Origin of the sequence: Paraburkholderia antibiotica (assembly GCF_012927125.1) — a bacterium.
GTDB classification, from domain to species: domain Bacteria; phylum Pseudomonadota; class Gammaproteobacteria; order Burkholderiales; family Burkholderiaceae; genus Paraburkholderia; species Paraburkholderia antibiotica.
Window position 1 is genome coordinate 1 of sequence record NZ_JABBFZ010000027.1, and the last position, 13,737, is coordinate 13,737.

Sequence of the window (13,737 nt, forward strand, 5' to 3'; positions counted from 1 at the left end):
TCCTTAACCTGTTCACGTCGCTGGAACGCTCGCCACCTAAGGCTCTCCCGCTTCCCCGTGCCCCGGTGTCCGAAGCACGAAAGAGCGAGATTCTAGTCGCCACGAACGTGGCTTGCAAGCGTTATTTTGGTATGCATCAATCGCGCCGGAAAAGACGTCTGCACATCGGTGCTCAACGTTCCGGCGGCAATCGGCAAAGGCTGAATTCAACCCTGCTCCGACGCGACCTCAAGAGCCTCAAGAGCATCTCAAGAGGCATCAAGCGACTCACGCAGCCGCATGCCCGCGCATCACCCGTTCGACTACGCCCAGATAGTGATCGATATCCGGCGTCGCGCGATTCCGCTCCTTCGCGCGATCGTCCCATCTACGCAACCGCAACGCATCCTCCGCATAGGGCTTTCGCCGGAACGCCTCAGCCTCCTCGTCACTGAACACGCCGCCCTGCAACTTCAGGCTGCGCACCGAATCGGCGGATAGCTGGCCGAAATAGGCGGCATCGATTGCACACAGGCAGCGCTTCGCGTCGACATGCAGGCGAATCGGCTCCAACACCGCCTCCGGCAACACCGGCCGCAAAAACGGCAGCGCGAAATACTGATGCAGATCGTCGATGCCCTGCTGCGTCGGCGTCTTTCCCTGCAGATTCAGCAAATGCCCGAGGTCGTGCAGAAACGCAGCGGCGACCAGCTCGTCGCTCGCGCCTTCCGCCTCGGCCAGCGTACCGCTCTGCAGCGCGTGCTCCAGCTGCGTCACCGGTTCGCCGCTGTACGCGAGCTCGCCGTGCCGCTCGAATAGCGCGCGGATATCGTCCAGACTCAATGCCACCTTGCTACTCCCACGGTAATGAAAAGGTCTTCAGATTGGTAAAGCTCTTCATCGCTTCCTGCACGCCTTCCTTGTAGCCGAGTCCCGAATCCTTGATGCCGCCGAACGGCGTCAGCTCGATCCGGTAGCCCGGCACCTCCCACACGTTGACCGTCCCCACGCGCAATTCGTTGATGAGCCGCGTGATCGCGTCCTGCCGGTTCGTGCACACGCCCGACGACAACCCGAACGGCGTGCCATTGCTGATCCGGATCGCGTCGTCGAGGGTATCGAACGCGATGACCGGCGACACTGGCCCGAAGGTTTCCTCGCGCACCAGCGTCATCGACGGATCGACGTTGTCGAGCACCGTCGGCGCATACAGCGCGCCGTCGCGCTCGTTGCCGATCCGCAGCCGCGCGCCGCCCGCGATCGCAGCGTGCACGCGCGCTTCGAACAGCTGCGCGGCGACAGCATCGATCACGGTGCCCATCTGGTTCGACGGATCGAACGGATCGCCGTAGGACCACGCGCGCGTTTTCTCGACGACCCGCTCGGTGAACTCCGCCGCGACATTCCGTTGCACCAGCATCCGCTTGACCGCCGTGCAGCGTTGCCCCGAGTTCTTGTACGAGCCCTGCACCGCAAGCGTCGCCGCGCGCTCGAGATCGGCGTCGTCGAGCACAATCAGCGGATCGTTGCCGCCCAGTTCGAGCACGACGCGCCGGTACGCGGCTTTCGTCGCGATGTATTTGCCGATCACGACGCCACCCGTGAACGTCACCAGTTCGACCGACTCGTGCGTGATCAACTCCTCGGCAAGCTCGCGCGGATCGCCGGTCAGCACCTGCAGCATCGGCGCGGGCAAGCCCGCTTCGTACAACAGGTCGGCAAGATAAAGCGCCGACAGCGGCACCTTCTCCGACGGCTTCAGCACCACCCGGTTATTCGTCGCGATCGCCGGCGCGACCTTATGCGCGACCTGGTTCATCGGATGGTTGAACGGCGTGATCGCGACGATCACACCCGCGAGCGGCTCGCGCTGCGAGAACACGCGACGCTTCCTGCCATGCGGCGTCAGATCGCAGGAGAAACTCTGGCCGTCGTCGCGCAACGCCTCGATCGACGCGAAACGGAACACGTCGGCGACGCGGCCGATCTCATAGCGCGAGTCCTGCTTCGACAAACCCGATTCGAGCGTGATCAGATCCGACGCCTCCTCGGTACGCTCGCGCAGCAGCCCCGCCGCGCGCTCGAGAATCTGCGAGCGCTCGTAACGCGACAGCATCGGTTTATAGGCCATCGCGTAGTCGAACGCGGCGCGCACGTCGTCGACGCTGGCGAGCGGCGCCGTGCCGACGCGCATGCCGGTATAAGGATCGAACACATTGAAACTGCGGGCGCGCGACGCGTGCTCGCCGCCGAGCCGCAACGCTTCGGCGCGGAACGCCGGATGGTCCCGCAGCGCCGTGTTCATGATGTCGCGACGCGATTCAGCGCGAGGTCGAAGATATCGAAGTTGCGCAGCCGCTTGCCTTCGGTGCCGCCATCGCCAGTTTCCCCAGGCTGCACCGGCCGATTGAACAGCAGCGGCACTTCCTGCTCGGAAATGCCGCCATGCGAACGCAACGGCACGGTCAGCCCCGACAGATCATGCTCGTCGCGACGCGTGCCGAGCACCACGTGCGTCGTACCGATCACGACGAGGTCGCCGATGCGATCCTCCGGCAATTCGAAACGCGCGCACGCGGCACGCCGGTCGAGCGCGACTTCGATGCCGGGCAGCATGCCGATGCGCGCAACCATCTGCGCGACGTCAACCTCGCGCGGTAGATAAACCGTCGCGAACGATCCCAGCGCGCCGTGATGCACGACGTACGGATCGGTGATCGGCAAAATCACGCGCGCCGCCGACGCGCCGAGCCAGTCGTCGAGCAGATCCTGCAGATAGATCACGTTCGGCTCGCCGGTTTGCGGATCGTGCTTCGCGTTCATCCCATGATCGGCGGTCAGGCCGATCACCCAGCCGAGCGCGTCGAGCTTCGCGAGATAGCCGTCCATCATCGCGTAGAACGCGTTCGCGCCGTCGGTGCCGGGCGCGCATTTGTGCTGGACGTAGTCGGTCGTCGACAGATACATCAGATCGAGCTTGCGCGTCTGCGCGAGCCGCACGCCGGCCGCGAACACGAATTCCGACAGTCCCGCGCTGTACACGTCGGGCAACGGCAGGCCGACCAGCGCGAGCACATCGTCGATGCCGTTCTCTTCGCGCGTCGTCTCGTCGGCTTTTTCCGCCGAGAAGCAGATGCCCTTCAACTGCCAGCCGAGCAGCCCGCGCAGCTTGTCCTTCGCCGTGACGACGGCGACCGCCGCGCCCGCGTCGGCGGCGGCCGCGAGCAACGTGGGCGCGCGCAGGTAGGCGGGATCGTTCATCATCACCGCCGCGCCTGCGCCGTCGTTCGCGTCGGTGTCCCAGAAGTAGTTGCCGCAGATGCCATGCACGGACGGCGGCACGCCGGTCACGATCGACAGGTTGTTCGGGTTCGTAAACGACGGAATCACGCAGTCGCCGCGAAACGCCGCGCCGCCGTCGAGCATCGCGCCGATGAACGGCGCGACGCCGGCCGCGACCGCCGCCTGCAGATACTCGAACTCGCAGCCGTCGACGCACACGACGACGGTCGGTTGCGCAGGCAGCCGATAGCGGCGGCCATTGACTTCGATCGTGCGGGTGTCGGGGTGGGTCATCGTCGGGTTGTCCAATGCGGGGTTGTCATTCGTTGCGCGGTCGGCGCGTTGCTTTCGTCGCGGTCGTTGAGTTTGTCCCACGCTCGTTGTTTGGGCGAGACACTCAGGCACTCCACTCAGGCACTCCACTCAGGCACGCCGCCGCTTCACATTCGCCACGGCGGCATCTACTCCATCCGCCGCTCCATCCGCGACTTCATCACACGCGTCGCGAACCACCTCGCCCGCCGCCCCGCATGCCGCCCCGCATGCCGCTCCACACGCCGCCCGGGCGCGCTGCAAGCCGCCTTCCACATGCGCGCGTATCAACGCCGCGGCCTGGTCGGCGTCGCGCGAAGCAAGCGCCGTCAGAATCGCGCGATGCTCGGCCAGCGAGCGCTCCATCGCATCGACGCGCACCACCAGCGCCGCGCGCCGGAACAGGCTCAATTCGCTGACCAGCCGTCGATACGTCTCGTGCAGCTTCGCGTTGCCCGCCGCCGCGACCAGCGCGTCGTGAAACGCAACGTTCGCGCGCGCATAACCGTCGCGATCCCGTACCGCGCACGCCGCGCGCATCGTATCGACCCAGTCGCGCAGCATCGCGAGCTGGCCCGCGTCGATACGCGCCGCCAGCAGCCGGCACGCGGCTTCTTCGAGCACCGCGCGCACCGCGTAAATCTCGTCGGCTTCCACGAGCGATACCGTCCGCACGAACACGCCACGGTTCTTCTCGGTACGCACCAGCCCCGCCTGTTCGAGCGCGCGAAACGCCTCGCGCACCGGTCCACGCGACACCTGCAGCCGCGCCGCCCAGTCGGCTTCGTTGAGCTTGTCGCCCGGTGCCAGCGTGCCGTCGACGATATGCCGCTCGATCTCGTCGCGCACCAGCGTCGTCAGCGAATGGCGGCGCACGACTTCGATCGGATCGACAGAAGCAGATTGCATATTTTCGGTCACTTTGACAAATTTTGCCACATCAGCATCGGTGAGCCACGGCAGGCGCGCCCTCTCCGGCACGCCTTCGCCATTTGTCGAATCATGAAAATGGCCGCCCAGTCTGCCCAGTCTGCCCAACCCGGCCGACGCGCTCAGTCCATCCGGCGCCGCGGCGCACGCGCCGCAATCAACAACAGCGCAACCAGCGAAACCATCAGCAAAATCAGCGACAGCGCCGAAGCCGGCAGGTAATAGCCGCGCTCCACTTGGCCGACCACGACGATCGGCACCGTCGCGAAGCCGGGCGGATAGACGGTCAGCGTCGCGCCGAGCTCGCCGAGCGACAGCGCGAAGCCGAGCGCGAGGCTCGCGCGGATCGCCGGCACCAGTTGCGGCAGCACGACGCGGCGCAGCACCATCGACGGCGGCGCACCGAGGCTCGCGGCCGCCTCGCGCAGCACGGTCAGCTCAGGCCGCAGCGCGGCGGCCGCGCAGCGATAGCAGAACGGCAGCACCAGCGCGAGCTGCACGAACACGACGATCGCCGCCGAGCTCGACAGATCGAGCGGCCGCTTGTGATACGCGATCAGCACCGCGAGACCGAGCACCACGCTCGGCACGCCGTTGGGCATCATCGCGATCGTGTCGACGAGCGCGCCGAGGCCGCGTCGGTCGCGTCCTTCGAGCGCCAGCGCGAACCACAGCCCGAGCGCGGTGCCGAGCATCGCGACGCCCATGCCGACTTCGAGACTGGTCGTCAGCGCGTCGAAGTCGCTCGAGCCGAGCCGCTCGAACCAGCGCATGCTGAAGCCGTCGGGCAGGATCGTGCCAGACCAGTGCGACGCCACGCTCGACAGCGCGACCACCAGCACCGGCAACACGAACAGCCAGAAGCACAACAGCGCGGCGAAGCCGAGAAACAGCCCGCCCAACAGACGCACCGCGAGACTGTGGCGCACCGGCCGGCCCTTCCTGTGCATGACCGGTAAAACGGTCGGATCGGGTTCAACGGCCATGACCGACTCCTTTCGCCGAGCGACGATTGACGCGCCGGTACAGCGCATACAGCGACAACGACATCAGCAGCATCACCACCGCGCCGGCGGCGGCGGTCGGCAGATCGAGATCGACGGTCGCGGCGCTGTAGATCGCGACCGGCAGCGTGATCAGATGCGCGCTGCCGAGCACTAGCAGAATGCCGAACTCGTTCAACGTCAGCAGGAAACACAGGATCGTGCCGGCCGCGATGCCCGGCCACGCGAGCGGCAAGATCACCCTGAACGCGACCATCAGGCCGTTCGCGCCGAGGCTGCGCGCGGCTTCGATCAGGCGCCGGTCGAGCAGCGCGAACGACGCCAGCGTCGGCCGCACGACAAACGGCGTATAGAACACCACTTCCGCCAGAATCACGCCGCCGATGCCGAACAGAAAGTTGAGCGGCGGGGCCTGCAGATTGAAGAGCCGCTGCAGCCCGATGCTGACCGAGCCCTGCGAGCCGTACAGGAAGATCAGCGTGAACGCGACGAGGAACGATGGAAACGCGACGAACAGTTCGAGAAAACGCGTGACCATCCGCGCGCCGGGAAACGGCTTGAAGAACAGCAGCGACGCCAGCGCGACGCCGAGCAGCGACGCGAGGCTCGCGCTCGCGAACAGGATCCACAGCGTGGTGCCGATCACGCCGCGCGTGTCGGGATTGCCGAAGAACGCCGTGTACGCGTGCACGTCCACGCCGTGCGCGCCGCTCAGGCTCAGCATCACGAGCCGCACCAGCGGATAGATGACGAGCGGGCCGAGCACGACCACGACGATGAACAGCAGATGCCATTGCGCGACGCGTTCGCGCCGCTTCACCGCGGCCGTGTGCGCGGCGGCGCTGGCGAGCCGGCGCGCGGCGGCGGCTTCGGCCTCCGCTTCCGCGTGAAGGCCGAGCGGAGTGGGCGCGTCAGGGCTGGATAAGGACGACATCGTCAGCCTCGTAACGCAGAGAAACGCGCGCGCCCTTCTCCGGCGACATGCCGTGGCCACGCTGCATCGAGACGAGCACCGGCTCGTTCGGCAATGCGTCGAGCACGACCGACACCGACACCACCGCGCCATACCATTCGACCGACGCGATCACGCCATGCAACTGCCCGTCGCCGAGCGGCACGATGCGCAGCGCCTCCGGGCGCAGACACGCCACCCGCTCGCGTTCGTTGTAGCGCGCGTCGTCCATGCCGAACGCGACCTGCGGCGGCAGCAGATTGGCCGCGCCCAGATAACGCGCGACGAAACCGTCGGCCGGCGTGTCGTATAACTGCTGCGGCGTGCCGAGTTGCGCGATGCGGCCGTCGCGCATCAGCAGCGTGCGGTCGGACAGCACCAGCGCGTCGTCCTGATCGTGCGTCACGCAGACGATCGTCAGATTCGGCAGACGCTCATGCAGCGCCTTCAGCTCGGAGCGCACCGACGCGCGCAGATTGGCGTCGAGCGCGGACAGCGGTTCGTCGAGCAGCAGCACGTCGGGCTCGATCACGAGCGCCCGCGCGAGCGCGACGCGCTGCTGCATGCCGCCCGACAGTTGCGCGGGCATCACGTGACCGGCGTCGCCGAGCTGCACGAGCTTCAGCGCCTCGGCGACCCGACGCGCGACGTCGCGTGCCGGCACCCGCCGCGCGCGCAGCCCAAACGCGACGTTCTCGAAGACCGACAGATGCGGAAACAGCGCATAGCTCTGGAACAGCAGGCCGAGGTTGCGCTTGTGCGGTGGCACGTGCGTCAGATCGTGACCGGCCACCGTCAGCGTGCCGGCCAGACCGTCTGCCTCGATGAAGCCCGCGATGAAACGCAGCAAGGTCGTCTTGCCGCAGCCGCTGCGGCCGAGCACGGTCAGCAACTCGCCGCGCCGGATCGTCAGCGACAGATCGTCGAGCACCGTGCGCGTGCCGAAGCGCACCGTCAGGTGATCGATCTGCACGCCGGCCGCTGCGTCCGAGCGCGCGGCATCGGGCGCATCCAGGGCAGCGCCAGGCACAGTGGGGGGAGCGAGGCTGGCGGTATTCACCGGGGGTCCTCCAACAGTCCAACAGATTTAAAGCCGATGCGGCGCCGCGCGTTGCGCGCGGTCGCCGCGTGAATCGACTGCTTGATGGGTCACATGAGTGGTCACATGAGTGATCACTCGATCGGCCACTCGATCAACTGCAGCCGCGAGCCGATCGGACCAGCCGATCGGCAGCGCGGCACGCGGCCCGATCCGGCCGCTTACTTACTTCGGCTTAACGACTTCCGTCTCCTTGCCCGACGAACCGATCACGTCGCTCTTCCAGCGCGCGGTCCAGTCGGCCTTCTTCGCCATCACATGGTTCCAGTCGACCGGGATCAGCTTCACGCCGCTGATCGCCTGCTTGACCGCCTCGCCGTTCTTGCCGGCGAGCGGCACGTCGGTGCGACCCGGGATGCCGAAGATGTCCGGCACCTTCGACTGCACGTCCGTCGACATCAGGTAATCGATCAGCTTCTTGCCCTCGGCCTGATTCGGGCCGTTCTTGATCAGCGCGATCGCGTACGGCAGCTGGAACGTGGTCGGCTGGCCGCCGGGCGCGGCCGCGAGGAATATCGGCTTCAGCGACAGGCCGCCGTTGGCCGCGTCGTCGAGGTCCATCTGCAGATCGCCGTTGGCGAACGCGATTTCGTTACGCGAGAGCAGCACGTCGAGATAGCCGGTACCCTTGGTGTGGAACTTGGCGCTCTGCTCGAGCTTCTTCAGGTAATCAAACGCCTTGTCTTCGCCCATCAGCGACGAGGTCAGGATGATCACGGCCATGCCGTCGCCGGCGGTCGCCGGGTTCGAATACGCGACCTTGCCGCTGAAGTCCGGATGCAGCAGATCCGCGAAGGTCTTCGGCTGGGTCCTGGTGATTTCCGGGTTGATCACGAACGAGAAGTAGTTGTTCACGAAGGTCGCCCACGCGCCATTCGATGCCTTCGCGATCGCCGGCACGTTCTTGTAGTTCGCGCTCTGGTACGCCTGCAGCAGACCGCTCTGGTCCGCCTGCTGGATGAACGGCGGCAGCGTGACGAGCACGTCGGCCTTCGGCTGATCCTTCTCGATGGTCGCGCGGTTCACGACTTCACCGCTCCCCGCCGTGACGATATTGACCCTCACGCCTTCTTTTTTCTCGAAGGCCGGCAGCACGTCCTTGTAGAGATTTTCGAGGCCGTCGGCGGTGTACAGCACGACCGCGTCGGCCGCGTGAGCCTGCATCGCCGTAGCGCCGCACGCGGCGGCGGCGACCAGCGCCGGCAACAGTTTGCGCGCGAGGCCGGCCACGGCGTGAAGGGAATTCGTCTTTGTCATGTCGCACTCTCCGAAAGGCAAAAACCGGGCGGTCGGGGTAACCCCATACCTGTAGTGATTGAACGGCGGCATGCGCCGCGCCGCTTGCGTGTTGCCCGCGACGATTGCCACCGGTCCGCGCTGAATTGCAGATTGCCGACAACCTTGCCGCTTCTCGCCTGGCCTGACCGGCAGCCTGCCTGTCGCACATCGCTGCCGGCCGCGCCTGAACGGGCCCGGCAAGAATCACAGGTTTCGATGACAAGGCCGTGACGATTGTGGCAAATTCCAAAAAATGACACAAATTGCCAAATCAAGCCAACTTCCGCAGCGTGCCGCGCACCGATCCCGTCAGGAGCGTACATGGAGAAAATGACGATGTATGCAGGGTAAGTCGGAGAAATTACTGATCGGCTGGGAGGTGGGTCGCGGCGCGGTAACTCACGCGGAGGGGCGGCTTGCGTCATGCGTCGCTGGCGCGCTGGGCATTTTTGCGGTGTTCGTGCGGCTTGCGGCGGACAAGTATCCTCGCAACGGACGCGTGGCGCGTCCTAACCACTTTGGATTTCGCGGCAAAAAACGATCGGCCCGGCCGGCTCTTTTTATTGAGGTTTTGGCGGCCGAGGAATGGGTCTGCCTCAGCTCACCCGCAAGCGCATACCAGGTCGCTCGCGCTGCGCCATCAGGCGATCAGGATTTCCAGCCCATGCGCGCTGATCGCCTTGCCGAGCGCGCGCTCCGGCGCCAGTTCGGTGACCAGATAGCGCGCCGACTCGATGCCGTTGATGCGCACCGGCGTCACACGCCCGAACTTCGAATGATCGGCAACGATCACCACCATATCGGCCGCGGCGATCATGCGGCTGCGCACCTCGGCGGCCATCCGGCTGTAGTCGGTCAGATAGCCGTCCGGCGAAATCCCGCCCGCGCCGATGAACGCGAAGTCGGCGTGGTATTGCGTCAGTTGCTGGACCGTGTCGAGTCCAAAGGTTGCGTCCTCGATGTCCGACAGCTCACCGCCGAGCAGCGTCACGCGATTGTCGTTGCGCCGGCCGAGCAGCAGCGCGATGCGCCAGTCGTTCGTGTAGACCGTCAACCGATGCCGGTCGAGCAGCGCCCGCGCGACCGCCTGGGTGGTACTGCCCGAATCGACGATCAGCGATGCGCCGTCCGGTACGAACTCGGCCGCGCGCTCGCCGATCGCGCGTTTCGCGCCGGCGTTCTCGGCCTCGCGCGTGTCGAGATCGGGCTCGCGCCGGTCGTTCGACAACGCGCCGCCGTGCGTCGTCACGAGCAGGCCGCGACCGGCCAGCGCGTTGAGGTCGCGCCGGATCGTCTCGCGCGATACGTTCAGTTCGCGCACCAGCTCGGCAACCGAGAGCGCGCCGTTCTTGGCAACTTGCGCAAGGATGTATTGATGACGTTGTTCTGCGAGCATTACCCGATATTTTCCTGCTCATCCCTGACGGGCCCGCTAGGCGGGGCTTCTTTCGCGCAATACCTATCGCGACAAGGACTTACCCTCTAGCCACCTTGCGCCGTAGAGGTTATCAACGGGCGTCGCCAGGTTGCGAAAGTCTCCGCATTAGCGTAGCTTTTTGACCTTTCCAGCCGAAAACCTACGCCGACCACAATGAGATTCGATGCAAGGGCCGCAAAACAGCTCAAGCCCGACACCCATCTTACCTTCGAAGCCTTTCCTGGCTTACGTCTCGAGGCGACGGTCTCCCGGCGCAGCTGGATCTATCGCTTCAAGTCGCCAGTCGATGGACGCATGCGCCAACAGAAACTTGGTGAGTGGCCGGCAATGTCCTACGCCGCAGCGATCGCGGCCTGGGAGGATATGCGCGCCCGGCGCGATGCCGGAGAAGATCCCGCATTGACGCGGAAGGCTTCAAACCGGACAGTGATTGCCACGACGCCGGAATCATACACGGTCAAGCAACTGTGCGAAGACTTCCTCACTGGCCACATTGAGAGGCACCGGGATGCATATGGCGCCGCGAAAACACGTCAGCGCATGATCGCAAAAATTGCACCGATTGCCGATCTACCCGCATGCGCCATTACACGTCGGCAAGCATTCGAACTTCTCGAAGGCGAGCGCCAAGCGCCCCGCAACGCTGCCGTCTTCCGGTCGGAACTAGGCGCGGCGTGGGACTACGCATTAGACGCCGGCCGCATTCCCGAAGACACTCCAAACTGGTGGCGACAGGTCATGCGCGGCAAATTGCGGAGTGTCGGCCGCAGCCGCGGCGGTCAGGTCGAAAACATCAAGCGCGTACTGAGCGAAGACGAGCTCGCAACGCTTATCCCATGGCTTCCCAACCTATCGGGGACGATCGCCGACATCCTGTCCATGTATCTCTGGACAGGACTCCGTGGCGGCGAAATCGTGCTGATAGAGGGCAAAGAGGTTTCGAATGAGCCGGATGGTCTATGGTGGACCATCCCCAAGGCCAAGACAAAAAACAGGAACCGAGCCAACGCGACCGACCATCGTGTGCCACTGGCTGGCAGAGCCGATGAAATCATCCGGCGTCGCCTCAAGTTGCATGGAAAGGGTTATCTGTTTCCAACAGCCGACAGTCCGTATATTCCACAAAAGAGTGTGCAGGCTGTCGTATGGACACATCAGCCCTATTCGCTCGAGCCTGGGCAGACATTGCGGCCAGTGCTTCCCGTCTCGCATTGGGCGCCGCACGACTTGCGCCGCACTTCGCGAACCATGCTGGCCGCAATCGGATGTCCTCACGAGGTTGCAGAAGCTGTGCTGGGTCATATCCTCCCCGGGGTGGCTGGAGTGTATAACCGACATTCCTATGACAAGGAAAAGCGTGAATGGCTGACTAAACTGGCGGATCACCTTGAATCAATTGCCAATCGATCAGTCAACGTGAGCCCATGACTTCCCTGCCATCATGTCTACATATGCCGCGTCGATGCATGAGAGGGGGCCTATCGTTTCGAAATCGTATCGTTTCATGGCTCACGCAGCTTGCTGCTCATCTTGAAGAAATTGCGAACCGCCAAGCCCGGGCGGGAGAAGTTGCGACACCGGGCATGCCTCAACCCAAGCCTCCACTTCCCTGACGAGCCAAGCGACGCGTCGGCCTGATAGCTGGCGCGGCTGCGGGAACTTCCCTTCCCTGACTAACTTCTTCACGACCGATTCCGACAGCGCCACCGACTGGGCTACGCTCGGAAGGTCCATGTAAAAGACCGGCTTCGTGATTCCCTTCATCTTCCCTCCCTCCGAAACCATTCCTGTTGCGTGATTTCAATTACGCGTTTCGCAGCTTCGGTCATGCGGTTTGCGCTCCATACGGCGTAGGCGTGAGCGCGTCCACCAGATCCTTCAGAGCCGACAGTTCGGACGGCGCCAACATATCGACAGGATCATCGCCCGCACCGCTGTGGAACCAATCGTCATATTCAGCCGTGCGTCCGTCTGGCGCCTTCACGTTGTCGACGTAATCGAATTCAAGGACGTCATTGAAAATGGTGATGTGCCACTCGCCGAACATGAATTCGACGTCACCGCAAAGCACGTCATTCCAAGCCTCGTCGCCCAACAACTTCACGGCAATTTCACCGCGGATTGCCTGACGGAACACCTCCGCGACTTCTTCTGCTGGGATGCTCATCCCTTCACCTCCTCTTCTTCCACACGCTCGGCTGCAGCGATCGTCCGCCCATCTTCTTCGACTGCAGGCTTCCAGTGCGTAGGCGTGTAGTAGACATACATCCATTCGCCCGGCACAAACCACAGCCTGCCTCGGCGAATCAGTGTCTGCGCGTTGCGCGTCCCTGCTGCGTCGTCGATCTTCGTCATGATCTCGGCGCCTTCTGGTGCAGTGCTGATCGATTGCCACTCATCCATTCGTCTCTCCTTGTGCTGTCTTTTGGGATAGGGCGCGGATAGCTTCGGCGCACTTCTCGGCGCCATCCGATTCGCCTTCGACGTAGGGATTCGCGCGCCCGTCTTCAGAGCCGGTGTATGGTGAATGGCCCTTGTAAAGATTCCATCGATCAACGGCTATGTCGTTGCATACCGTGAACGCTTCCTCCAGCGCTTCACGCCGCGATGCATTCCACGCCGCAAACGCGAACGAGATTTCGTATTGACCTCCACCGGCACGCACGAACTGGCCGTGCTCTTTCCACCACTTGGTAAATGCTGGCGGAATAGTCATTGGCCACTCTCCACTTCACGCATGCGTGCCCGATATTCCGAAAGCGCGCGAGAAGCCCAGGTATGGCCGCGGCCGGCGGTGTCGGCGATGGCGCGCATCAGCACTTCGTCGGTGAGGGTCGGAGTGCTGGCGGCGGTGGAAACAGCGTGCGCGGCGCGGGGTGACATATCGTCATCGACGCACTTGTTGCCGAGTTGGCAGCGCACGCGATAGCAACCTTTCGGGTCATAGACATGGACGCAATCCGCCCGCTCGCCGCTCTGCACATCCTCCGGTGTGCCGATGAACGAAAGAAGATGCTCGGCGCAGTTGCGCACGACCGGCGCGAAGTCTTCAATGCGGGCGATGCCGCTCAGGCTGTTGTGGCCGATCGTCAGGATGTCGCGGGCATTCACGTTGACCGTGACCGACCAACCTTGAATGTCGGTCGGGTCGAGGTATTCGCTCTGGGCATCCGCAATGGTCGTCGTTGTCGCCTGAGCGCTGGCAGCGGCGACACGCTCAAGCGCAGCATGCTTTACGATCGCTTCTGCCAATGCCAACGGGTTATGCATATCGAGAGGCTCAAGCATCACGGCCAATTCACGTACTCGGCCATCGCGTAGAAGCGCTGTTCTCGACCATTCGAGCAATTCGGCAGCGCATTCGATGAGGTGCTCTTTAGCGAACGATTTAGCGCGGTCGTTGACGGCCTTCAGGCTAAGCCCACCCGAAGCGCCATCGGTATTTGTAGTGGTCGTGGTCATG

Annotated in this window: 15 protein-coding genes; 1 reads left to right on the plus strand and 14 read right to left on the minus strand. The window is 64.2% G+C overall.

Features of this window, described 5'->3' with window-relative positions:
• Window positions 1-267 precede the first annotated feature (267 nt).
• The 9 genes from HHL14_RS29100 to HHL14_RS29140 form a co-directional block, all read right to left on the minus strand.
• The gene (locus HHL14_RS29100; RefSeq protein WP_169501058.1) at window positions 268-828 is read right to left on the minus strand and encodes a phosphonate degradation HD-domain oxygenase; all 561 of its coding nucleotides are present in this window, start codon (window positions 826-828) and stop codon (window positions 268-270) included.
• 4 nt (window positions 829-832) lie between these two features.
• Complete coding sequence (phnY, locus tag HHL14_RS29105) at window positions 833-2,284, minus strand: phosphonoacetaldehyde dehydrogenase (protein ID WP_169501059.1); 1,452 nt, start codon at window positions 2,282-2,284, stop codon at window positions 833-835.
• Window positions 2,281-3,555, minus strand: a complete 1,275-nt coding sequence (gene phnA, locus HHL14_RS29110) for a phosphonoacetate hydrolase (RefSeq protein ID WP_169501060.1) — start codon at window positions 3,553-3,555, stop codon at window positions 2,281-2,283. The genes phnY and phnA overlap by 4 nt, the downstream gene beginning before the upstream one ends.
• Before the next feature lie 129 nt (window positions 3,556-3,684).
• Window positions 3,685-4,494 carry a phosphonate utilization associated transcriptional regulator gene (locus HHL14_RS29115; protein ID WP_169501061.1) on the minus strand — a complete coding sequence of 270 codons (810 nt, stop codon included), beginning with the start codon at window positions 4,492-4,494 and terminating at the stop codon, window positions 3,685-3,687.
• Between the two features lie 131 nt (window positions 4,495-4,625).
• Window positions 4,626-5,489, minus strand: coding sequence for a 2-aminoethylphosphonate ABC transport system, membrane component PhnV (gene phnV, locus HHL14_RS29120; protein ID WP_169501062.1), 864 nt, complete (start codon window positions 5,487-5,489; stop codon window positions 4,626-4,628).
• Window positions 5,479-6,441 (minus strand): 2-aminoethylphosphonate ABC transporter permease subunit, encoded by a 963-nt coding sequence (locus HHL14_RS29125; RefSeq protein WP_169501063.1) that lies wholly within the window; start codon window positions 6,439-6,441, stop codon window positions 5,479-5,481. Before HHL14_RS29125 ends, phnV begins: the two co-directional genes overlap by 11 nt.
• The gene (gene phnT / locus HHL14_RS29130) at window positions 6,419-7,519 is read right to left on the minus strand and encodes a 2-aminoethylphosphonate ABC transport system ATP-binding subunit PhnT (RefSeq protein ID WP_169501064.1); all 1,101 of its coding nucleotides are present in this window, start codon (window positions 7,517-7,519) and stop codon (window positions 6,419-6,421) included. The genes HHL14_RS29125 and phnT overlap by 23 nt, the downstream gene beginning before the upstream one ends.
• A gap of 204 nt (window positions 7,520-7,723) precedes the next feature.
• Window positions 7,724-8,815 (minus strand): 2-aminoethylphosphonate ABC transporter substrate-binding protein, encoded by a 1,092-nt coding sequence (gene phnS, locus HHL14_RS29135; protein ID WP_169501065.1) that lies wholly within the window; start codon window positions 8,813-8,815, stop codon window positions 7,724-7,726.
• A 661-nt stretch (window positions 8,816-9,476) separates the two neighbouring features.
• Window positions 9,477-10,232, minus strand: coding sequence for a DeoR/GlpR family DNA-binding transcription regulator (locus HHL14_RS29140; RefSeq protein ID WP_169501066.1), 756 nt, complete (start codon window positions 10,230-10,232; stop codon window positions 9,477-9,479).
• 195 nt (window positions 10,233-10,427) lie between these two features.
• Here HHL14_RS29140 and HHL14_RS29145 point away from each other — a divergent pair, with 195 nt between their 5' ends.
• Window positions 10,428-11,702 (plus strand): tyrosine-type recombinase/integrase, encoded by a 1,275-nt coding sequence (locus HHL14_RS29145; RefSeq protein ID WP_169501067.1) that lies wholly within the window; start codon window positions 10,428-10,430, stop codon window positions 11,700-11,702.
• 81 nt (window positions 11,703-11,783) lie between these two features.
• Here HHL14_RS29145 and HHL14_RS29150 read toward each other — a convergent pair whose 3' ends face one another.
• From HHL14_RS29150 to HHL14_RS29170, 5 genes are all read right to left on the minus strand, one after another.
• Window positions 11,784-12,038 (minus strand): helix-turn-helix transcriptional regulator, encoded by a 255-nt coding sequence (locus tag HHL14_RS29150; RefSeq protein ID WP_169501068.1) that lies wholly within the window; start codon window positions 12,036-12,038, stop codon window positions 11,784-11,786.
• Window positions 12,039-12,099: 61 nt separating this feature from the next.
• A complete protein-coding gene (locus HHL14_RS29155; protein ID WP_169501069.1) occupies window positions 12,100-12,441 on the minus strand; it encodes a DUF7693 family protein in 342 nt (113 codons plus the stop codon).
• Entirely contained in the window at window positions 12,438-12,677 is a 240-nt protein-coding gene (locus HHL14_RS29160; RefSeq protein WP_169501070.1) for a hypothetical protein, read from the minus strand. The genes HHL14_RS29155 and HHL14_RS29160 overlap by 4 nt, the downstream gene beginning before the upstream one ends.
• Window positions 12,670-12,990 carry a hypothetical protein gene (locus HHL14_RS29165; RefSeq protein ID WP_169501071.1) on the minus strand — a complete coding sequence of 107 codons (321 nt, stop codon included), beginning with the start codon at window positions 12,988-12,990 and terminating at the stop codon, window positions 12,670-12,672. The genes HHL14_RS29160 and HHL14_RS29165 overlap by 8 nt, the downstream gene beginning before the upstream one ends.
• Window positions 12,987-13,736 (minus strand): hypothetical protein, encoded by a 750-nt coding sequence (locus HHL14_RS29170; protein ID WP_169501072.1) that lies wholly within the window; start codon window positions 13,734-13,736, stop codon window positions 12,987-12,989. Before HHL14_RS29170 ends, HHL14_RS29165 begins: the two co-directional genes overlap by 4 nt.
• Between the last annotated feature and the right edge of the window lies 1 nt (window position 13,737).